This window comes from Bifidobacterium castoris, from assembly GCF_003952025.1.
GTDB classification, from domain to species: Bacteria; Actinomycetota; Actinomycetes; order Actinomycetales; family Bifidobacteriaceae; genus Bifidobacterium; species Bifidobacterium castoris.
Genome location: NZ_QXGI01000001.1, coordinates 460,954 through 482,507, shown reverse-complemented (window position 1 = coordinate 482,507; position 21,554 = coordinate 460,954). Strand labels below are relative to the sequence as shown.

Sequence of the window (21,554 nt, the reverse complement as noted above, 5' to 3'; positions counted from 1 at the left end):
TGACGAGGCCGCCGAAACGCCGTAGCGCCGAGTCGGGGCGGTCCTTCGCCCTCCTCGGACGGGTCGTTGCGACGGGCGTGCATCGTGCCTCGACACGCGGAGCGGGTCCATCCGGATTGAAATACAACGCCGCAGATAATTAAATGTGAGCGTAGAGGCGAAGAGCTGATTGAAGGGAGCAAAATCATGAATGGATCGACTTCGACGCAGGAGCGTACGTCGCACGGAAAACGTCGGATCATCATCGGGTCGGCGCTGCTGGTCGCCGTCCTGGCCGCCGGCGGCGCGGTCGCCGTGTACCGGCATTCCGCGTCCGCGCAATTGGCGGAGGCGAAAAGCATGTGCGCCGAGGCGAGTGAGACGCTGCGGGTGGCGCGCAACAAGTACGACACGCTGCACGACCAGGATGCGGCCGAGGCCGTGAAGATCACCGGCAAGCAGGTCGCGGACGCGGATACGGTCGCCACGCTCGCCGCCGCCTACAAGGAGGAGGCGCCCGACCTGGCCGCATGCAACGTGCAGGGCGCGGACCGGCTGCGTGAGGCGAGGGGCCGCATCGGACGGAACGCGGCATGGTACGACACGCACACCGCCTCTCTGACGGAGGCCGTGGACGCGGTCAACCAGTCGCGTGACGCCAAGATGTTGAAGGACGCCAGGGACGCCCTGTCCAAGCAGCTGACGGCCGCGCAGGAGAAGTACAAGAGCACGGACGGCAAAGTGCAGGATGACAAGACCCGCAAGGATCTCAAGGCCATGATCGACAAGGCCGCCACAACCCGGGACGGCGAAGACGCGGAGGCGATGAACGAGCAGGCGAAGCAGCTCAAGGACCTCATGGGCAAGGTGGACGCCTCCGTCAAAGCCAAGCAGGACGCCGACAAGAAGGCGGCCGAGGAGAAGGCCCGCCAGGAAGCCGAAGCGCAGGCCGCCGCAGCGGCCGCGGCGCAGGCGCAGGCGAACGCGGCGGCGCAGCAGCAGTACGTCGCGCCGCAGCAGTCGTACACGCCGACCTACACGGCGCCGCAGCAGACGTACACGGCGCCGGCAACGCCCCAGTACACGGCGCCGGCCGCTCCGCAGCAGAGCGCGCCCCAGACCACGACGCCCAGCAAACCCAGCACCGGAAGCGGAGGCATGATCTTCAACCATTCCGGGGCAGGTCAAGGTGGCTGCACTCCGGGTGTGGATTGTGGCACATATGATGGGTTCAATCACAACGGATTCTGATTCCCGGCCCCTTTCGATCCCCTTCCCTCCTGGGCAGTTCCGGCAATGCCGGGGCCGCCCTTTTTTCCTCTTTTTCAGGCCCGTCGCCGCTCCGCCCTGTTTTGAGTGCATAGGGGTCTCCTAGCGTCCCCGTCCGGGGGACGTTCCCGAAATTGAAGGAGACAACCTATGACGGGACAGCAGAAGAAGCGGAGGAAGCCGGGAAGGCTGCTCAAGGCGGCGGTCGCCGCGCTTGTGGCCGGCGGCATGCTTGTCGGCGGCGCCGGCGTGGCGCTGGCGGACGGCGGATCTGGATCAGGTACGGCCGGCGACTGACCAAAGCGTGTGCTAGAAATGAAAGCCGGTTTTCGCCAAGTACCACCCGCAACGAGTGGGTGAAGCGGCGTGCGTGATACGTACGACCGATGCCGCCCGTAACGGAAACCACCCATCCGTAGGGGCGCCGCCCGGGACGCAGGCGCGCGTCCCCGGGGGACACGGCGAACACATGCGAACGCAGGCAACGAAAGGACACGACAGTGCACAACGATCCGGAGGTCATCGTCCGCTCGCCGCAGGAACTCATCGGCGACCTCAACGAGCAGCAGGCGCAGGCCGTGCAGTTCCGGGGTCCCGCGCTGCTCATCGGCGCGGGCGCGGGATCAGGCAAGACGCGCGTGCTGACGCGCCGCATCGCATGGATCCTCACCCGCTTCGGCGCATGGCCGAGCCAGATCCTCGCGATCACGTTCACGAACAAGGCCGCCGCCGAGATGCGCGAACGCCTGTCGACGCTCATCGGCCCGGTCGCGCAGCGCATGTGGGTCTCCACGTTCCACTCCGCGTGCGTGCGCATCCTGCGCCGCGACGGCGAGAGGATCGGCCTGAAATCCGGGTTCACGATCTACGACACCGCCGACTGCGAACGCCTCGTCAAGCTCATCGCCACCGACTTCAACATCGACGTCAAGCGCTACACGCCGCGCCAGATCCTCGCGCGCATCTCCGACTACAAGAACGGGCTCACCGGCGTGCGCGAGACACTCGCCCAGTACGCGCCCGACTTCCGCCCGGGCACGCGCGGCTTCCGCGTCGGGCACATCGGCAACGTCGAGGAGCTCTACGCGATCGTCTACGCCGAATACCAGCACCGGCTCGCGCTCGCGAACGCCGTCGACTTCGACGACCTCATCGTGCGCACAGTCGAACTGCTGCGCACGCAGCCGGACGTCGCCGAATACTATCGCCGCAAGTTCCGCTACATCCTCGTCGACGAGTACCAGGACACGAACCATGCGCAGTACGTGCTCGTGCGCGAGCTCGCCGGCGTCGACTCGGGGGAGCGGCCGTCGCCGGACGCCGTGGGCGCGGGGCGCCAGGGGCCGGCGTGGATCACCGTCGTCGGCGACTCCGACCAGTCGATCTACGCGTTCCGCGGCGCCGACATCAGCAACATCCAGGACTTCGAGCAGGATTTCCCGGACGCACGCACGATCATGCTCGAGCAGAACTACCGCTCCACGCAGACGATCCTCGACGCCGCGAACGCCGTCATCGCGCACAACGAGGGGCGCAAGCCGAAGAAGCTGTGGACGGCCGCCGGCAAGGGCGCGCCGATCACCGGCTACGCCGCCGACACCGCGCAGCTCGAGGCGCACTGGATCGCCCACGAGATCCGCTGGCTGCACGAGGAGGAAGGCGTGCGCTACTCCGACGTCGCCGTCATGTACCGGGCGAACGCGCAGTCGCGCTCGCTCGAGGAGGGGCTCATCCAGGCGCATGTGCCATACCAGCTCATCGGCGGCACGAAGTTCTACGAGCGGCGTGAGGTCAAGGACGCGCTTGCCTACCTGCAGGCGATCGTCAACCCGGCCGACGGCATCAACATGCGCCGCATCCTCAACGTGCCCAAACGCGGCCTCGGAGCGCGCGCCGAGTCGATGGTCACCGCCTGGGCCGACGAACGCGGGCTGACCTTCTGGCAAGGCGTCGAGCAGGCCGACCGGATCGAAGGGATGACGACGCGTACGCTCAACCCGCTCAAGCGCTTCGCGGCGATGATGACGCAGCTGCGCGCCTTCGCGGCCGAGCACGACCGCCAGCCGTCGCAGGTCGTCGCCGAAGTGCTCGCGCAGAGCGGGCTGCTCGAGGAGCTGCAGAAGTCGACCGATCCGCAGGACCAGTCGCGCGTCGAGAACCTCTCGCAGCTGCAGTCGGTGGCCGCCGAATACGAGCAGAACACGCCCGACGCGACGCTCGCCGGCTTCCTCGAGACGACGGCGCTCGTCGCCGACTCCGACCAGCTGCCCGACGAGGCCGAGGACACCGGCAAGGTCACACTGATGACGCTGCACACGGCGAAGGGCCTCGAATACCCGGTCGTCTTCCTCACCGGCATGGAGCAGGGCACGTTCCCGCATTCGCGCGCGATGGAGGACACGAGCGAGCTGAGCGAGGAACGGCGTCTGGCCTACGTGGGCATCACGCGCGCCAGACGGCAGCTGTACATCACCCGCGCCGCCGTGCGCGCGCAGTGGGGCAGGGCGAGCGAGATGATGCCGAGCCAGTTCCTCGACGAGATCCCCGACGAACTCATCGACTGGAAGCGCCGTGAGGCGGGCGTCGAACGCATGCGTTCGGGCTGGGGTCGCGGCTCCGATGGCGGCTCGTCGTACGGCCGCGGCGATGACTGGGACTCCGGCCTCGACGAGTTCGGCGGCTGGGACGACGATTTCGACGAGCCGTCCTATGGCGGATCGTCGTACGGGCGTTCCTCGTACGGCGGATCATCCTATGGCTCGTCGTCGCGCAGCCGATCATCCGGCGACACCGCGCCGCGCTTCGGCTCGGCGGCGCGCGAGCGTTCCTCCTCGTCGGGCAACGGCGGCGCCCATTTCAGCTACGGCGTGAGCGGCTCCTCCCCGACGTCGCCGCGTTCGTCGTTGCGCTTCGGTTCGACGGCGTCCGCATCGTCGCGCTCGGGGAAGGTGACGACGCGCAGGACGTCCCCGAAGTCGTCGCCGAAGCCGGTGTCGGCGCTCGACAAGGACAATCGTCTCGACATCAACGACTTCCACGTCGGCGACAAGGTGTCGCACGACAGCTTCGGCCTCGGCACCGTCCTCGAGACGCAGGACAAGGGCCGCAACTCGATCATCACCGTCGACTTCGGATCCGACGGCGTCAAGAGGCTCATGCTGCGCGTCGCGCCCATCGAGAAGCTCTGAGGCCCTCCCCGGCGGCCGGCCATGAGGGCGCCGCGCGTTCGTCCATGGCTGCGGTGTACAATCGACGATTGGTGCCGTTTCGAATGGGGCGGCGCCGTCTGGAGCCTTGGCCCGTCAGCGGATCGGCGGTCCGTCGCGGACCGTTCGTGCGATGCACGGCGAAGCGCTGGAGAGGCTGGCTCGCATGGCGTGGGACCCACGTCGTGTTCCGTTCAGACAACGACAGAACAAAGAAGGATAACCAATGACGAACGTTCAGCGTTCCCGCCGTCAGGTGCGCCTCTCGCGCGCCCTCGGCATCGCACTGACCCCGAAGGCTCAGCGCATCTTCGAAAAGCGTCCGTATGCCCCCGGTGAGCACGGCCGCACCCGTCGCCGCGCAGAATCCGATTACGCGGTCCGTCTGCGCGAGAAGCAGCGTCTGCGCGCCCAGTACGGCATCTCCGAGAAGCAGCTGCGCGCCGCCTACGAGAAGGGCACGCACACCGCCGGCCAGACCGGCAACGCGATGCTGACCGATCTCGAGACCCGCCTCGACGCCCTCGTGCTGCGTGCCGGCATCGCCCGCACGACCGCGCAGGCCCGCCAGTTCGTGGTCCACCGCCACATCCTCGTCGACGGCAACATCGTCGACCGCCCGTCCTACCGCGTCAAGCCGGGCCAGACCATCCAGGTCAAGCCGAAGAGCCAGACGATGGTCCCGTTCCAGATCGCCGCCGAAGGCACGCACCGCGACGTGCTGCCGCCGGTTCCGGGCTATCTGGACGTCAACATCGCCCAGCTCAAGGCCACGCTGACCCGCAAGCCCGAGGCGGAGGAGATCCCGGTGCAGGTCAACATCCAGTACGTGGTCGAATTCTACGCCCGCTGATCTGGATTCACATACTGTAAACCGATACAGTATAAGGACATACAGCGTAAGGCCCCGCGATGCAGATCGCGGGGCCTTACGTGTTGCCGGGGGAGGGCGGCGACGATCAGGAGGAGAACGCGGCGCTGACGATGCCGCTGACAATCGACATGATCAGCGATCCGAGGACCGCCCACAGGAAGCTTTTGATCGTGACGCCGACGCCGAACAGGCTGAACGCGAGCCATGAGGCGAGCTCCATGAACAGCCAGTTGATGACGAGGGCGAGGATGCCGAAGGTCAGGATCGAGAACGGCAGCGCCAGCATCTGCACGACCGGTTTGATCGACGCGTTGAGCAGTGCCATGAACAGCGAGAACGCGGCGACGCCGAGGATCGGCGGGTCGCCCACGGCGTGCATGCCGGGCAGCAGCACGACCATGACGCCCGCGGCGATCGTCAGGATCGCCCAGCGAATAAGGAAACCTTTCATGAGCCGATTATAGGGCAACCTGGTGCGATAATCAGAAACCATGATCCTTCATCTGCATCTCGTCCGCCATGGACAGACCCTTTTCAACCGCTACAACCGTCTGCAGGGATGGTCGAACTCGCCGCTGACGGCCGCGGGCCTCGACGACGCGACGCACGCCGGCGAACTGCTCGCCGGCGTCGACTTCGCCGCCGCCTACTGCTCGGACACGACGCGCGCGCAGGTCACCGCCGAACGCATCCTCGACGTCAACGAATCCCGCGGCCACGCACGTCCGCCGCTGATCGCCGACATGCATTTCCGCGAGCAGTGCTACGGCTACTACGAGGGACAGGACATGGACATGGCCTGGCTCGCCGCCGGCGGCCCGCACGGGGCGCCCTCCTACAACGCGATCGTCGAACGCTACGGCGTCGCCGCGACCCGCGACTTCCTCAAGGAGGCCGACCCCTTCCACGACGCCGAGTCGGACGACGAGTACTGGGAACGCATCGCCGGCGGCTACGCGCTCATCGCATCGAACCCGGCGCTCGAGGACGGCGACCACGTCCTGCAGATCTCCCACGGCAACACGCTGCTGAGCCTCATGCAGCGTTTCGCCCCGGATGGCTACGACCTGAGCGAGCGGCCGGCGAACGGATCGGTCAGCGAATTCGATCTGGACACCGGCGCCGACTTCGCCTCGGCGCTCGCCGTCGTCTCCTACAACCGGCGCTGAACGCCCCGTCTGGGCGATTGGGTACCCTGATGCGGGTAGGAAAACGTGTCGTGACATGCACGTCGTGACAGGAAAGAGGTGCACGAGAACATGGGTGCTGGAGAAATTGCTGGTCTGATCGCGGCGATAGCGTTCGCCGTGCTCGCCGGATTCCTGATCTATCCGCTGATTCGTCTGGGCAAGCTGTTCGACCAGCTCGCCGACACCGTCAAGGAGACCGGGGACCATGCGTTGCCCGCGCTCGACGAGGGCGTGACGACAGTGCAGCAGGTCAACAAGTCGCTCGCCGACGTCAACGAGATCTCGTCGGCCGCCTCGAGCACCGCCAACAACATCGGCGCGTTGACGAACCTGTACGGCTCCTTCCTCGGCAAGCCGATCATCAAGCTCGCCTCGATCTTCTACGCGCTGAGGACCACGGCGCGCTCGTTCATGAACAAGGGACAGCAGCCGGCGCCGGCCGCCAAGGCCGCCACCGGGACCAAGGGGGAGTGACCCATGCGCAAACGTCTACTGTGGATCGCGCTCGGCATGATCGCCGGCGTCGTCGCCGTCAGCAAGGCCAACGCCTACGTGAAGGCCAACACCCCCGACAAGGCGCGCCAGTTCCTGCTGGGCCCAGATCAGGAGCACGTCGGCGTGCGCACGCTGCAGGGGCTCATCACCGAGTTCACCGACGTGCGACGCGCCCGCGAGGCGGAGCTCAACAGCCGCTACATGGACAGGCTCTCCTGAGCCGGACGCCGGCGTGGCACCCGGGCGCGGGCCCGCGCAGGAGAGCGGCCCGTCCCCGGCTTTTTCATTGTTCAACATTGTTCACCATTCATCCACGGACACCAAAGTACATAAGGAGCCGCAAGCAATGCGCACCGCGGAGATCGCCCAGCGATATCTCAACTACTTCAAGAAGCAGGACCACCTCATCGTGCCGTCCGCCTCGCTCATCTCGCCGAACCCGACGACGCTCTTCACGATCGCCGGCATGGTGCCGTTCATCCCGTACCTGATGGGCGAGCAGACGCCGCCGAGCCACCGCATGGCCAGCAACCAGAAGTGCGTGCGCACGCTCGACATCGACGAGGTCGGCAAGACGACCCGCCACGGCACCTTCTTCCAGATGCTCGGCAACTTCTCCTTCGGCGACTACTTCAAGGAGGAGGCGATCCACTACGCCTACGAGCTGCTGACGAACCCGGTCGAGCAGGGCGGCTACGGCTTCGACCCCGAGAAGCTGTGGATGACGACCTTCACCGACGACGACGAGGCGCGCGCGATCTGGAAGAACGAGGGCGTCGACCCCGAGCACATCCAGATCCTCGGCATGGAGGACAACTTCTGGACGACCGGCGGTCCCGGCCCCGGCGGCCCGTGCTCCGAGATCTACGTCGACCGCGGCCCCGAATACGGCAAGGAGGGAGGCCCGATCGCCGACGAGAACCGTTACATCGAGATCTGGGACCTCGTCTTCGAGAACTACATGGTCGACAACGTCAAGTCGAAGACCGAGCTGCACATCGCCGGCGAGCTCAAGCACAAGAACATCGACACCGGCGCCGGCCTCGAACGTCTCGCCTACCTGCTGCAGGGCAAGCAGAACATCTACGAGACCGACGAGGTCTTCCCGGTCATCGAGGCCGCCGAGAAGCTCTCGGGCATCAAGTACGGCGAGGACAAGGACGCCGACGTCAAGATGCGCGTCGTCGCCGACCACGTGCGTTCCGCGCTGATGATCATGAGCGACGGCGTGCGTCCGAGCAACGCCGGCCGCGGTTACGTGCTGCGCCGTCTGCTGCGCCGCACGATCGAGGCGATGCGCGTGCTCGGCGTCACGACGCCGGTCATGCCCGAGCTGCTGCCGGTGTCCGAGGCCGCGATGGAGCCGAACTACCCGGAGCTCGCGAACACCTTCCACGACGTCTCCGAGGCCGCCTACGGCGAGGAGGACGCGTTCCGCCGCACGCTGACGAACGGCATCGAGATCTTCGACATGGCCGTGAGCAAGGCGAAGGACCAGGCCGGCGCGAACGGCGACGCGCAGCCGGTCGTCTCCGGCGACGCCGCCTTCACGCTCCACGACACCTACGGCTTCCCGATCGAGCTCACGCTCGAGATGGCGGCCGAGCAGGGCGTCAAGGTGGACGAGGAGAAGTTCCGCGAGCTCATGAACGAGCAGAAGTCGCGCGCCCGCCAGGACGCGCTCAAGAAGCGCCACAACGTGGACCTGAGCGAATACGACGACTTCAAGAACAAGCTCGAGGCGCCGATCGAGTTCCTCGGCTACACCGACATGACGTCGCGCAGTCGTGTCCTCGGCATCATGATGGAGGGCGTCGGCGCCGTGCCGGCCGTCTCCGCGCCGGCGACCGTGGAGGTCATCCTCGACCGCACGCCGTTCTACGCCGAGGCCGGCGGACAGCTCGCCGACCAGGGCGACATCGTCTCCGACGACGGCGCCGTGCTCGAGGTCGACGACGTGCAGAAGCCGATCAAGGACCTCATCGTGCACCAGTGCCGCCTCGTCGAGGGCACGCTCGTCGTCGGCGCCGAGGTGACCGCCGAGATCGACATCGAGCGCCGCGGCGCGATCGCCCGTTCGCACACCGCCACGCACATCGTGCACAAGGCGCTGCGCGAGGAGCTCGGCCCCCAGGCCACGCAGCGCGGCTCCGAGGACGCGCCGAACCGCCTGCGCTTCGACTTCCAGTGGCCGAAGGCCCCGACGAAGCAGCTGATGAGCGCCGTCGAGGCGCGCGTCAACGACCGCGTGCGCGACAACCTGCACGTCTCGACGCAGGAGATGAAGTTCGACGACGCGATCGCGCTCGGCGCGATGCATCTGTTCGGCGAGAAGTACGGCGACGTCGTGCGCGTCGTCACGATCGGCGACGACGGCTGGAGCCGCGAGCTGTGCGGCGGCACTCACGTCGACTTCGCCGGCAAGATCGGTCTCGTCAACATCATGTCGGAGGCATCCGTCGGCTCCGGCGTGCGCCGCGTCGACGCGCTCGTCGGCCAGGGCGCCTACGACTACAACGCCCGCGAGCACGCGCTCGTCTCGCAGCTGTCCGACACGCTCAACGCGCGCCCCGACGAGCTCGCCGAACGCGTCAGCACGCTGCTCGCCAAGCTCAAGGACTCCGACCGCCGCCTCGCGGCGATGTACGAGGCGCAGCTCGCCGCGTCCGTCCCGCAGATCGTCGAGGACGCGAAGGCGTCCGACGCGCCGATCGTCGTCGCCGCGAAGAACGTCGGCCACTTCGGCTCCTTCGACGTGCTGCGCAAGACCGTCATGGACATCCGCAACCGTCTGGGCGACGACCGGCCGGTCGTCGTGGCGCTCGCCGGAGTCAACGAGGACGACAAGCCGATGGTCGCCGTCGCGACGAACGAGGCGGCCCGCAAGGAAGGCATCAAGGCCGGCGACCTCGTGCGCGGCGCGTCGAAGATCCTCGGCGGAGGTGGCGGTGGCAAGCCGGACTTCGCCCAGGGCGGCGGCTCCGACGCGTCGAAGATTGACGACGCCGTCGCGGCGCTCGTCAAGGACGCGCGCAAGGCCTGACCCGACGCCGTATGGTCTGGCTAGGCATCGATCTGGGAAACGCTCGGGTCGGACTCGCACTGTCCGACCCGGAGCTGACCCTCGCCCATCCCGCGGGGAACATCACTGTGCGCGGGGATTATTTCCAGGCCTTCGACGAAGTCCTCAACGTCATCGAGGACGAACGCGTCGAATGCGTCGTCGTCGGCCTGCCGCTGCAGATGGACGGCACCGAGGGCAAAAGCGCGAAGAAGGCGCGCCGGTGGACGAAGGCGCTCGGCGCGCGGCTCGAGGCCGAAATGGAAGACGATCTGTCCGTCATCGACTGGATGCCTGATATTATGCTGATAGATGAACGCCTTACGACGGTCGACGCGCATCGTCGGCTGCTCGATGCGCAGCTGGGCACCCGTCGGCACCGCGCCGTCGTGGACCAGCAGTCAGCGGTGACGATCCTGCAGACGGCGTTGGAGCGGGCACGGCGCTGACGCGCACGGTTCAGAGGAGTGAGAGTGCCTGAGGATTTCCACGATTTTTTCAGCGATGACGCCTGGGACGACGGCTCCGAAGCCGGACGGCCCGGCTCCGGTGACGGTGCGTCGCGGCCGCCGAAGCCGCCGCGTTCGCGTCGCGACATGCGCCGGCGCCGCAAGCACAGGCGCCACAAGCGCCTCGTCGTCGTCATCGCCTCGATCGTCATCGTCGCGCTGTGCGTCGGCGTGGGCGTCCTCGCGGTCGGTAAGATCAAGCAGTGGCGTCACGACACGCTCGCCGACACCGCGGTCGTCGACGACTACCCGGGACCGGGGGAGGGGGATGTCTCCTTCACCGTCGAGTCCGGTCAGGGCGTCGCCGAGATCGCCGAAGGCCTGCGACGCGCGGACGTCATCAAATCGGTCGACGCGTTCACGAGCGTCGTCGCGAGCAACTCCTACACGCTGTATCCGGGCACATACGAGCTCAAACGCCACATGAAGGCGTCGGCCGCGGCGAAGATTCTCTCCGATGAGGGCAACGCGAAGGGCTTCGTCGAGGTGCGCCAGGGCGAACGCCTCGACGATGTGCTCAAGACGGCTGCCGAATCCTCGGGCATCGCGCTCGAGGAATTCGAGGACTACGTGGGCGACGCCTCGAAGACGGGGGCGATCCTGCCCGCCTGCGCGAAGGGCAAACTCGAGGGATGGCTCGAGCCCGGCGTGTACAACATCGGCGACGACCCGACGCCGCAGTCGATCCTGCAGCAGATGGTGCAGGCGAGGATCGAGAAGCTCAACGCGCTCGGCGTGCCCGAAGGCGACCAGCGCGAACGCATCCTGATCATCGCGTCGATCGTCGAGGCCGAGGTCAACTCGCAGGAGTACTACGGCAAGGTCAGCCGCGTCATCGAGAACAGGCTCAAGGACGACATGCCGCTCGGCATGGACTCGACGGTCGCCTACGGATTCAAGATCAGTGGCACCGAGCTGACGAACGAACAGCTCAACGACGGCTCGAACCCCTTCAACACGCGCGTGAACAAGGGGCTGCCGCCGACGCCGATCTCCAACCCCGGCGACGACGCGATCGAGGCGGCGATGCACCCCGAGGACGGCGACTGGCTGTACTTCGTGACGACCGACCTGAAGACCGGCGAGACGAAGTTCACGTCCAGCTACGACCAGTTCGAGCAATACGTGCAGGAGTACAAGGCCAACAACGAGAACGCGAACTGAGGGAGCATCCGCACCGATCAGTCTGCGACCGTGGAGAGCACGGCGAGCAGCCCCGCCGCCACGACCACCGGGACGAACGGCGCCCTGGCATCCACGCCGGGGCGCCGTTTCGCATACCGTGGCCACACCGCCAGCCACAGCAGGCCGCAGATCCCCATGAGCAGCCACCACCGTGTGAAGGGGACGGGGCCGAACACGCCGACGACGCAGCCGACGAGCGCGCTCGCGGTGACGTCGCCGAAGCCGAGCGCGCCGGGGCGGATGAGGGCGAGCGCGAGCTGGACGCCTGCGCCGCACATCAGGCCGGTGCAGGCGCGCAACGGCGCGGACGGGTCGCCTGCGATCCACGCCAGCAGCGCGCATGCCAGAAGCTGGGTCGCGATCCCGGCCATGATCAGCCGCCGCGGGACCGTGCGCCGACGCAGGTCGGTCACGCACGCCGCGATTCCACAAAGCAGTCCGGGCAGGCAGCAAAGGTACGGCATACCGTTAAGATAGTCACAGTTTTCCCACGGACCAAAGGAGTTGGCATGTTGCGTTGGCAGACCGCTGGCGAATCGCATGGCGAGGCGCTCGTCGCGATGATCGAAGGCGTCCCCGCAGGAGTGAAGATCACGTCGGACGACATCCGCGGCGCGCTCGCGCGGCGCCGTCTCGGTTACGGCCGCGGCGCGCGCATGAAGTTCGAGCAGGACCAGGTGCGCATGCTCACCGGCGTGCGCTTCGGCAGCACGCTCGGCTCGCCGATCGCGATCGAGATCAGCAACACCGAATGGCCGAAGTGGACCGAGGTCATGAGCGCCGACCCGCTCGACCACGAGCTCGCGCGCGAGGGCCGCAACGCTCCGCTGAGCCGTCCGCGCCCGGGGCACGCCGACCTCACCGGCATGCGCAAATACGGCTTCGACGACGCCCGGCCGGTGCTCGAACGCTCGAGCGCGCGCGAGACGGCGTCGCGCGTCGCGCTCGGCGAGGTGGCGCGCCAGCTGCTCGAACAGGTGGCCGGCGTGCGCACCGTCTCCCATGTCGTCTCGATCGGCGGCGCCGGCTTCGACGACCCGACGGCGATGCCGCTGCCGACGCCCGACGACGTCGACATGCTCGATGCGTCCCCGGTGCGCACGCTCGACAAGGACGCCGAGGCGCGCATGATCGCCCGCATCGACGAGGCGAAGGCGAACGCGGACACGCTCGGCGGCGTCATCGAGGTGATCGCCTACGGCATGCCGGCCGGCGTCGGCACCTATGTGGAGTCCGACCGCAGGCTCGACGCGGCGCTCGCCTCCGCTCTCATGGGCATCCAGGCGATCAAGGGCGTCGAGATCGGCGACGGCTTCCTCGAGGCGATGCGTCCCGGCTCGCAGGCGCACGACGAGATGGTCGTCGGCGCCGCCGGCCGTATCGAACGTCTGACGAACCGCGCCGGCGGCATCGAGGGCGGCATGTCCAACGGCCAGCCGATCCGCGTGCGCGCCGCGATGAAGCCGATCCCCTCGATCCCGAAGGCGCTGCGCACCGTCGACGTGACGACCGGCGAGGCGGCGCAGGCGATCAACCAGCGTTCCGACAGCACGGCGGTGCCCGCCGCGGCCGTCGTCGCCGAGGCGATGGTCAGGCTCACGCTCGCCAAGTACCTGCTCGAGAAGTTCGGCGGCGACAACGTCGACGAGACGCGCCGCAACATCGAGGCGTACGTCGCCTCGTGGCCCGAGCACATGCGCTGAGCGCGCGGGAGGACGGCCAATGGCAAGGCACAGCAGACACGAGGCCGGCGCGCGCAGGCGCCCCGCGGCCGTCATCGTCGGCATGATGGGCGCCGGCAAGACGCGGCTGGGCAAGGAGATGTCGCAGATGCTCGGCATCGGTTTCGCGGACGCGGACCAGCAGATCGAGGACGCGATCGGCATGTCGATCCCGAAGTACTTCGCGCGGCACGGCGAGGCGGCGTTCCGCGAGGTCGAGCGAAGGACCGTCGCCGAGACGCTCGGCTCCTTCGACGGCATCTACGCACTCGGCGGCGGCGCGCCGATGACGCCGACGGTGCGCGAGGCGTTGCATGACTACGCCGAACACGGCGGGCGCGTCATCTACCTGCTCGCCGATCCAGCGGAGGCGATGGAGCGCGCGCGCAGGGGAGGTGGACGCCCGATGCTCGACGGCGACGCCGACGCGCGCTGGATGGCGCTCTACGAGCAGCGCGACCCGGTCTACAGGCAGGTGGCGAACGTGATCGTGCGCACGCACGGCATGACGCCGAAGACAGCGGCAAGGAAGATGATCGAAATGACGAACGAGGGAATCGTCCATGTGGACGGCGCCGGCATCGAACCCTACGACGTGCGGATCGGCGAGGGCGTGCTCAACCATCTGCCCGACGTGCTCGGCGCAGGTCCGGTGCGCGTCGCGCTGATCCACACGCAGTCGGTGCAGCGGCACTCCGACCGGGCGCGTGCGATCCTGCGCAAGGCCGGCTATCAGGTGAGCGACATCGCGATCCCGGACGCCGAGGCGGGCAAGACCGTCCAGGTCGCCGACGGCATCTGGCAGCGGCTCGGCAACGAGGGCTTCACGCGCTCCGACGCGATCGTCGGCCTCGGCGGCGGTGCGTGCACAGATCTTGCCGGATTCGTCGCCGCCACGTGGATGCGCGGCATCCGCTACGTGAATTGCCCGACGTCGCTGCTCGCGATGGTCGACGCGTCCACCGGCGGCAAGACCGGCGTCAACACGCCGCAGGGCAAGAATCTCGTCGGTTCGTTCTACACGCCCGCGGGCGTGCTCGCCGATCTGAGGACGCTCACGTCGCTGCCGAACGACATCTTCATCGAAGGCCTCGGCGAGGTCGCCAAGTCCGGCTTCATCCGCGACCCCGAGATCCTCACGATCCTCGAGGACCACGCCGACGAGCTGCGCGCCTTCGACGGAGAGACCTTCCTCGATTCGCCGCTCAAGCCGGTCGTAGCCGAACTCATCGAACGCACGGTGCGCGTCAAGGCCCACCACGTCTGCGCCGACCTCAAGGAGGCGGGGCTGCGCGAATTCCTCAACTACGGGCACACCTTCGGTCACGCGATCGAACAGCTCGAGCATTTCCGCTGGAGGCACGGCAACGCGGTCGCCGTGGGCATGGTCTACGCGGCCGAGCTGTCCAACCTGACCGGGCACCTCGACCGCCCGACCGTCGAATACACCTACGACCTGCTCGACCGTCTGGGACTGCCGACCTCGTGGAACGGCGCCGGATTCGACGAGGTGCTCGCACTGATGCACCGCGACAAGAAGGCGCGCGGAAACACGCTGCGCTTCGTCGGGCTCGAGGAGATCGGCAGGCCGTTCCACCTCGACGACCCCGACCCGCAGGCGGTGCGCGAGGCCTTCGAACGTGTGCGCCAACAGGCGTGACGCGCACGGCGCCCGGCATCGTCGCGCACTATCATGGGGCTGACAACGTTTTCCAGGGAATGGAGTGGATATGGCCGAAAATGAGCCGGTCAAGGTGATCGTCGTGAACGGGCCGAACCTCGGTCGCCTCGGGGTGCGCCAGCCGGACGTGTACGGCAGGCAGGACCTCGAGCAGCTGCGCAGGCTGTGCACGCAGTGGGGCGAGTCCCTCGGGCTCGACGTGGACGTGCGGCAGACCGACGACGAGGCGCAGATGGTGCAGTGGATGCACGAGGCCGCCGAGCGGCAGAAGGCGGTCGTCATGAACCCGGCGGCGTTCACGCATTATTCGTATGCGCTCGCCGACGCGGCGCACATGGTGCTCGATGCGGACATGCCGCTGATCGAGGTGCATATCTCGAACCCGGCGGCGCGCGACGAGTTCCGCAAGCGTTCGGTGATCAGCCCGGTCGCCACCGGCACGATCACCGGCCTCGGCTTCCTCGGCTACAAGCTCGCGCTCGAGGCCGTCGCCGAACTGACGAAGGGCTGAGCGCGTTCGAAGCCGGAGCGCATTTCCTGAAGTTCGCGTATATCGTGGCGGACGACGTCGGGGTCCCGCAATAATCCAAGAGGATTGCGGGACCCCGACATTTTTCGTCGTCTCACAGATACGGATGCCATCGGCGGTTTTCCGTATTGACTCCGGTTCGGCTGCCGCATGGGGCGACGATGGCTGAAGGGCCCCCGCAGGGCGGTGGGGGAGGGAAGCAGCAGGACGCGCATCGTCCACGCATGCGCGTTCCGGTGGATTTTTGCTTACAGCTGAGGTATTATGAGGGATGATTTCGCTGCAAACGTATGCACCATTCGTTGACGAATGCCCCGGAAATCCTTGCATGATATGCAAGCGGGGTCTGCATACATTGGCAAACCGGATGGGCAAGACGGTCGGCATCCCGATGTCGCCGACGGACCCGGCCGGCTAGAGAAAAAAGGGAATGGACAACATATGGTGAATCAGCAGTTCCGCACTGCGATGCGCCGCACGACCGGGATGGGCGTGGCCTTCGCCATGGCCTGCTCGGGTGCGCTGCTCACAGTGCCGATGGCGGCCAACGCCGCCCCTGCCGACACGGGAAGCACGGCGCTTCCCGCGGCTACCGACGTGCAGGTCATCGCGTTCCAGCAGACCTGGAAGTCGATCGCGAAGGAGTGCACGAACACCTACGGACCGCAGGGCGTCAAATACGTCGAGGTCTCGCCGCCGCAGGAGTCGATCCAGGGCACGCAGTGGTGGACGAGCTACCAGCCGGTGAGCTACAGGCTCGATTCGAAGCTCGGCACCGAGGCCGAGTTCCAGGAAATGATCGAGACCTGCCAGGCCGCGGGCGTCGGCATCATCGCCGACGTCGTGCTCAACCAGACGACTGGCTCCGACGTCGCCTCGGGCGAGCAGACCGGCGTCGCGGGCACGAAGTACAACGGCTCGACCGGCGACTACCCGGGCTTCACCGGCGAGGACGGCCAGTATCCGCAAGGCGTGACCGCCGCCGACTTCCACGACTACGAGAACGGCAAGAGCATCTCCGACTACACGAACCAGCAGGAGGTGCAGGAAGGCCGTCTGAGCTCGATGTGGGACTTCGACACGTCGTCGGCCAAGGTGCAGGACATCCAGTCCGACTACCTCGCCAAGCTCTACAAGATGGGCGTGCAGGGCTTCCGCATGGACGCCGTCAAGCACATCAACAACGAGGACATGAAGGCCATCAAGGACCAGATGGCCAAGAAGGTCGGCAAGAGCGCCGACGACATCTACTGGATCCAGGAGGTCATCGGCAACGCGAACGAGGCGGCCGGCATCCAGCCGCGCAACTACTTCGAGACCGGCACCGTCACGCAGTTCGACTACAAGTCGGACCTTGCCAATAGGTTCCGTTCGAATATCAGTCAACTTGGCACTATTTCCTCTCGATTGGGTGATACCAGCACTAATCCGAATGCCATTCCCAGCAATCTCGCAAATGTGTTTGTGACGAATTGGGATACAGCGCGCAATGATGCTCTTAGCTACAAAGACAATTCCGCATATGCGCTTGCCAACGCATTCATGCTCGCTTATGACTACGGCACGCCGCGACTGATTTCTGATTACAAATACGACAACAAGGATGACGGCGCGCCGGGCGCGACCGCGACCTCGGTGCCGGACGTCGACTTCGACGAGGCGTGCTCGACGAAGGACGGCGACTGGAACTGCCAGCAGCGTTGGACGACGACGCGCGGCATGATCGCCTTCCACAACTACGTCGACGGCACGTCGGTCTCCGACTGGCAGGACGACGGTGTCAACAACATCGCGTTCTCGCGCGGTGACAAGGGCTTCGTCGCGATCAACAACTCGACCGAGGACAAGGAGACCGAATACACGACCTCGATGCCCGACGGCGAGTACTGCGACGTCTACGCCGTGCAGGACTGCTCGAAGACGGTCACCGTCTCCGGAGGCAAGGTCAAGACGACGGTGCCGGCGATGCAGGCCGTCGCGATCTACGGCGGCGCCACGAAGGCGACGCATCCGGCCTCCGACGTGGCCGTCGACCCGAGCACCCCGGACGTCGTGATCCCGGACACCACCGTCGAGCCGGACGACCAGACGACGACCATCTGGTACAAGCCGGCTGACGACTGGGATAAGGCGAACATCTACTATCCGGAGAATGGCGATTGGAGCAATCCTCAGACGAAGGACATGGGAGCCAAAGACGCCGATGGATACTTCAAGATCACCATTGACACCTATGGAAAAGATCAGGAAGTAGTGTTCAACAATGGCGATGGAGCGTGGGACAACCCCAATGGCGGCGGCAATTACAAGATCGCCAAGGGTTTGACGCATGTCGCCGTCGAGAATCATGAGATGACGGTGGGCAACCCGGAGGCGATCGGCGCGCAGACCCGTCTCGTCGTGCACTACAAGCCGGCGGCCGATGAGGCCACCGCGAACCGCGGCGTCTACGTCTGGGGCAAGGACACCACCGGCGCCGACATGGCGGCCGTGAACCATCCGTTCACCGGCGAGGATTGCTACGGCAAGGTCGCGGACCTCACCTTCGACGGCAAGTTCGAGGACCTCGGCTTCATCATCACGACCGAGGACTGGGACAAGTTCGGCGGCGACCGCAACGTCACCGTGAGCGAGACCGGCACCGTCGAGGTGTGGGTCGACGGCACCGGCGACGCGAACGCGACGTTCACCGAGGCGCCCGCCGACTACGAGTGCAAGGCGGACAAGGTCGACGTGACCGTCCACTACATGCGCAACGACGGCCTGTACTTTAATCCGGATGCCTCTTCCTTCCCCAGCAGCTATGCACATCCGGGAGCGGATAAGTGGGTTGTGTACAGCTGGAACGGCGGCGAAAACACTGAGGGGCGCTTCACTGAGCATGATGATTGGGGCGAGATTTCGCGTTACACCCTGACTAACTATACATATAAGAATTCTGACGGTTCCTCTGGAATCGGCTTGTTGCGTCGATTTGGTCAAGACGCATGGATAGCTAAAGATCCAGGCGAAGGCGATGTGTATATTCCTGCGAATGCACTGACATATGATGCCAACAATAATGCCAAGGCGGAAGTGTGGCTTATGCAGGATGATTGGACCGTCTACACGGCGCGTCCGGCGCTCGTCGCCAGCATCTCCACGGCCGAGATCGCGCAGAACAACGCGATCGACGCGAAGCTCACGAAGCCGGCCGACGTCAAGGTGTCGGACGTCAAGGTGACCGACGCCGACGGCAACGACGTCGCGGTCGACGACGTGACGACCGACGGCACCGCCGTCACGATCACGCTCAAGGACGATCTCGACCTGACCGTGAAGTACACGGTGACGATCGAGGGCTTCGGCTCCGCCGACGCCGTCGCCGGATCCGTCGTGCGCACCGACGCATTCGACAAGGAATACGCCTATGACGGCGACGATCTCGGCGCGACCTACGGCGAGGACGGCTCCACGTTCAAGCTGTGGGCGCCGACCGCGGCGAATGTCGAGCTCGTCACGTTCAAGGCCTCCGACACCGCCGACGCGCCCGAGGACAAGACGGTCGCGATGAAGCGCGGCGCCAAGGGCGTGTGGTCCGCGACCGAGACAGTCGCGCCGGGCACCGCCTACGTCTACCGCGTCTCCTTCGCCGACGGCACGAAGAACGACTCGCCGGATCCGTACGCGCGCGCATCGGTCGTCAACGGCCGCCGCTCCGTCGTCCTGTCCGACGAGCAGACGAAGGTCGAAGGCTCCGACCGCATGGCCCCGTTCTCGAAGAACACCGATGCGGTCATCGTCGAGACCCACGTGCACGACTTCTCGAGCAACGCCAACTCCGGCGTCTCGGAGGCCAACCGCGGCAAGTACCTCGGCATGATCGAGAACGGTACGAAGAACTCCGAGGGCAAGGCGACCGGCGTCGACTACCTCAAGGAGCTCGGCGTCACACACGTGCAGATCCAGCCGATGTACGACTACCTGAGCGTCGACGAGACGAAGCCGACCGACGACAACAACTACAACTGGGGCTACGATCCGGAGAACTACAACGTTCCGGAAGGCTCCTACTCGTCGGACGCGGCCGATCCGAAGGCGCGCATCGTCGAAGCCAAGGAGATGGTCAACGGCCTGCACAAGAACGGCCTTCGCGTGATCATGGACGTCGTCTACAACCACGTCGGCGACGTCAACACGAACCCGTTCAACCTGACGGTGCCGGGATACTACTTCCGCTACCAGAACGGCTCGCTCGTCTCCAACTCCGGCTGCGGCAACGACACGGCGTCCGAACGTGCGATGATGCGCAAGTACATCGTCGATTCCGTCACCTACTGGGCGAAGGAATACAACATGGACGGCTTCCGCTTCGACCTCATGGGCCTGCATGACCTCGAGACGATGAAGGCCGTGCGCGCCGCGCTCGACGCGATCGACCCGTCGATCATCATCGTCGGCGAGGGTTGGGACATGAGCACGACGATGGACAAGTCCCTCATGTCGATCCAGCCGAACGCCTACGAGCTCGACACCCACAACTCGACGGTCGCGTTCTTCAACGACTCGATCCGCGACCAGCTCAAGGGCTCCGTGTTCGACGAGGAGGACACCGGCTTCGCGACCGGCAAGGCCGACACCGAGCAGCTGATCCTCAACAACATGCTCGGCTGCCGCAACGGCGACGAGTTCGACGGCGCGTACTGCACGAACGGCAACGCCAACGTCAAGTACGACAGCGCGAACCAGATCGTCAACTACGTCGAGATCCACGACAACCTGACGCTCAACGACAAGCTCAACGTCTCGATGTTCGGCGCCAAGACCGACGGCGAACTCGATGAGGGCCAGGTCGCGCAGAAGGTGGCCGCCTCGAAGCTCGCGAACTCGTCGGTCTTCCTCGCCAACGGCATCTCCGAGATCCAGCTTGGCCAGGAGTTCCTGCGTTCGAAGGACGGCGACGACAACAGCTACAAGAACGCCGCCACGAAGAACGCGCTGGACTGGGACCGCCTGAACGACGCCGCCTACGGCGACAACGCCCAGTACGTGGCCGACCTCATCGCGCTGCGCAAGAAGACGGCCGCGTTCCGCATCGGCGACTACGACGCGATCGGCAAGAACTCGAAGGTCCTCAAGTCCGCCGACGGCGTCGTGGCCTATGAGATCTCCGATGACAGCGGCACCTACGTCGTCGCGCTCAACAACAACGCCGACGCGGTCGCGCTGCCGGGAGTCACCGCGGGCGACTACGGCGTGCTCGTCTCGAACGGCCGCACCTACCGCCACGCCCCCGAGGCCGTGGCGCAGGCCGACGAGGCCGTGCAGGGCGTCGATGCGTCGGTCGCCGGCGCGAAGATCGCCGTCCATGACGGCGACGCGGTCATCGTGCCGGCCGGCAGCGCGCTTGTGCTCGGTCCGGAGTCGGCGCTCGTCGACCCGGTCGACCCGGACGATCCGGTCGACCCGGACGATCCGGACGATCCGGACGATCCGGCCAACCCGGACGACCCGGCCAACCCGGACGATCCGGACGACCCGACCAACCCGGATCAGCCGGGCCAGCCGGGTGCGAACGACCATGTGGACACCGGCTCTAACGGCGCGTCGAACGCCGCCGGCGCGGTGAGCGACATGGCCTCGACCGGTTCCTCGGTCGCCGTCGTCATCGTCATCGCCGCGGTCGCGATCATCGCCGCCGCCGTGCTGCTCGTGGCGAACCGCGAACGCCGCTCGCACTGAGCGTCGGACGCTGCCGTGATGTCGTCCCCCTGAACGGCGTCACGGCAACCGAAAGCGGGGAGGCGGACCTTCGGGTCCCGCCTCCCCGCTTTCGCATATGCGCCCGTTGCGCGCGGCCATGCATCGGACACGCC

Annotated in this window: 16 protein-coding genes; 14 read left to right on the top strand and 2 right to left on the bottom strand. The window is 66.3% G+C overall.

Going from position 1 to position 21,554, the window contains the following annotated elements:
* Nucleotides 1-186 precede the first annotated feature (186 nt).
* The 4 genes from D2E22_RS02175 to rpsD all read left to right on the top strand — a co-directional run bounded on the left by D2E22_RS02175 (nt 187) and on the right by rpsD (nt 5,307).
* Nucleotides 187-1,230 carry a hypothetical protein gene (locus D2E22_RS02175; RefSeq protein WP_126031465.1) on the top strand — a complete coding sequence of 348 codons (1,044 nt, stop codon included), beginning with the start codon at nt 187-189 and terminating at the stop codon, nt 1,228-1,230.
* 168 nt (nt 1,231-1,398) lie between these two features.
* The gene (locus tag D2E22_RS10455) at nt 1,399-1,545 is read left to right on the top strand and encodes a hypothetical protein (protein WP_164518376.1); all 147 of its coding nucleotides are present in this window, start codon (nt 1,399-1,401) and stop codon (nt 1,543-1,545) included.
* 203 nt (nt 1,546-1,748) lie between these two features.
* Complete coding sequence (locus D2E22_RS02170) at nt 1,749-4,436, top strand: UvrD-helicase domain-containing protein (protein ID WP_126031464.1); 2,688 nt, start codon at nt 1,749-1,751, stop codon at nt 4,434-4,436.
* 244 nt (nt 4,437-4,680) lie between these two features.
* Complete coding sequence (gene rpsD, locus D2E22_RS02165) at nt 4,681-5,307, top strand: 30S ribosomal protein S4 (protein ID WP_095613116.1); 627 nt, start codon at nt 4,681-4,683, stop codon at nt 5,305-5,307.
* Nucleotides 5,308-5,413: 106 nt separating this feature from the next.
* Here the strand turns inward: rpsD and D2E22_RS02160 are convergent, their stop codons facing one another.
* A complete protein-coding gene (locus tag D2E22_RS02160; RefSeq protein WP_126031463.1) occupies nt 5,414-5,779 on the bottom strand; it encodes a phage holin family protein in 366 nt (121 codons plus the stop codon).
* A gap of 40 nt (nt 5,780-5,819) precedes the next feature.
* Here D2E22_RS02160 and D2E22_RS02155 point away from each other — a divergent pair, with 40 nt between their 5' ends.
* The 6 genes from D2E22_RS02155 (at nt 5,820) to mltG (ending at nt 11,747) form a co-directional block, all read left to right on the top strand.
* On the top strand, nt 5,820-6,497 hold the full coding sequence (locus D2E22_RS02155) for a histidine phosphatase family protein (protein ID WP_126031462.1): 678 nt from the start codon (nt 5,820-5,822) through the stop codon (nt 6,495-6,497).
* A gap of 90 nt (nt 6,498-6,587) precedes the next feature.
* Nucleotides 6,588-6,992 (top strand): DUF948 domain-containing protein, encoded by a 405-nt coding sequence (locus D2E22_RS02150; protein WP_126031461.1) that lies wholly within the window; start codon nt 6,588-6,590, stop codon nt 6,990-6,992.
* Nucleotides 6,993-6,995: 3 nt separating this feature from the next.
* Nucleotides 6,996-7,232, top strand: a complete 237-nt coding sequence (locus D2E22_RS02145; RefSeq protein WP_126031460.1) for a hypothetical protein — start codon at nt 6,996-6,998, stop codon at nt 7,230-7,232.
* Nucleotides 7,233-7,359: 127 nt separating this feature from the next.
* Nucleotides 7,360-10,056, top strand: coding sequence for an alanine--tRNA ligase (gene alaS, locus D2E22_RS02140; protein WP_126031459.1), 2,697 nt, complete (start codon nt 7,360-7,362; stop codon nt 10,054-10,056).
* Between the two features lie 11 nt (nt 10,057-10,067).
* Nucleotides 10,068-10,523, top strand: coding sequence for a Holliday junction resolvase RuvX (gene ruvX, locus D2E22_RS02135; RefSeq protein WP_126031458.1), 456 nt, complete (start codon nt 10,068-10,070; stop codon nt 10,521-10,523).
* A 24-nt stretch (nt 10,524-10,547) separates the two neighbouring features.
* Entirely contained in the window at nt 10,548-11,747 is a 1,200-nt protein-coding gene (mltG, locus tag D2E22_RS02130; protein ID WP_126031457.1) for an endolytic transglycosylase MltG, read from the top strand.
* Nucleotides 11,748-11,764: 17 nt separating this feature from the next.
* Here the strand turns inward: mltG and D2E22_RS02125 are convergent, their stop codons facing one another.
* Nucleotides 11,765-12,232 (bottom strand): prepilin peptidase, encoded by a 468-nt coding sequence (locus tag D2E22_RS02125; RefSeq protein WP_241218119.1) that lies wholly within the window; start codon nt 12,230-12,232, stop codon nt 11,765-11,767.
* 45 nt (nt 12,233-12,277) lie between these two features.
* On the opposite strand from D2E22_RS02125, the gene aroC reads away from it, so the two are divergent.
* The 4 genes from aroC to pulA all read left to right on the top strand — a co-directional run bounded on the left by aroC (nt 12,278) and on the right by pulA (nt 21,420).
* Nucleotides 12,278-13,471, top strand: coding sequence for a chorismate synthase (gene aroC / locus D2E22_RS02120; RefSeq protein ID WP_126031455.1), 1,194 nt, complete (start codon nt 12,278-12,280; stop codon nt 13,469-13,471).
* Nucleotides 13,472-13,490: 19 nt separating this feature from the next.
* On the top strand, nt 13,491-15,149 hold the full coding sequence (locus D2E22_RS02115; RefSeq protein WP_126031454.1) for a bifunctional shikimate kinase/3-dehydroquinate synthase: 1,659 nt from the start codon (nt 13,491-13,493) through the stop codon (nt 15,147-15,149).
* Between the two features lie 70 nt (nt 15,150-15,219).
* Nucleotides 15,220-15,681, top strand: a complete 462-nt coding sequence (gene aroQ, locus D2E22_RS02110; RefSeq protein WP_126031453.1) for a type II 3-dehydroquinate dehydratase — start codon at nt 15,220-15,222, stop codon at nt 15,679-15,681.
* 459 nt (nt 15,682-16,140) lie between these two features.
* Nucleotides 16,141-21,420 (top strand): type I pullulanase, encoded by a 5,280-nt coding sequence (gene pulA / locus D2E22_RS02105; protein WP_126031452.1) that lies wholly within the window; start codon nt 16,141-16,143, stop codon nt 21,418-21,420.
* Nucleotides 21,421-21,554: the final 134 nt, after the last annotated feature.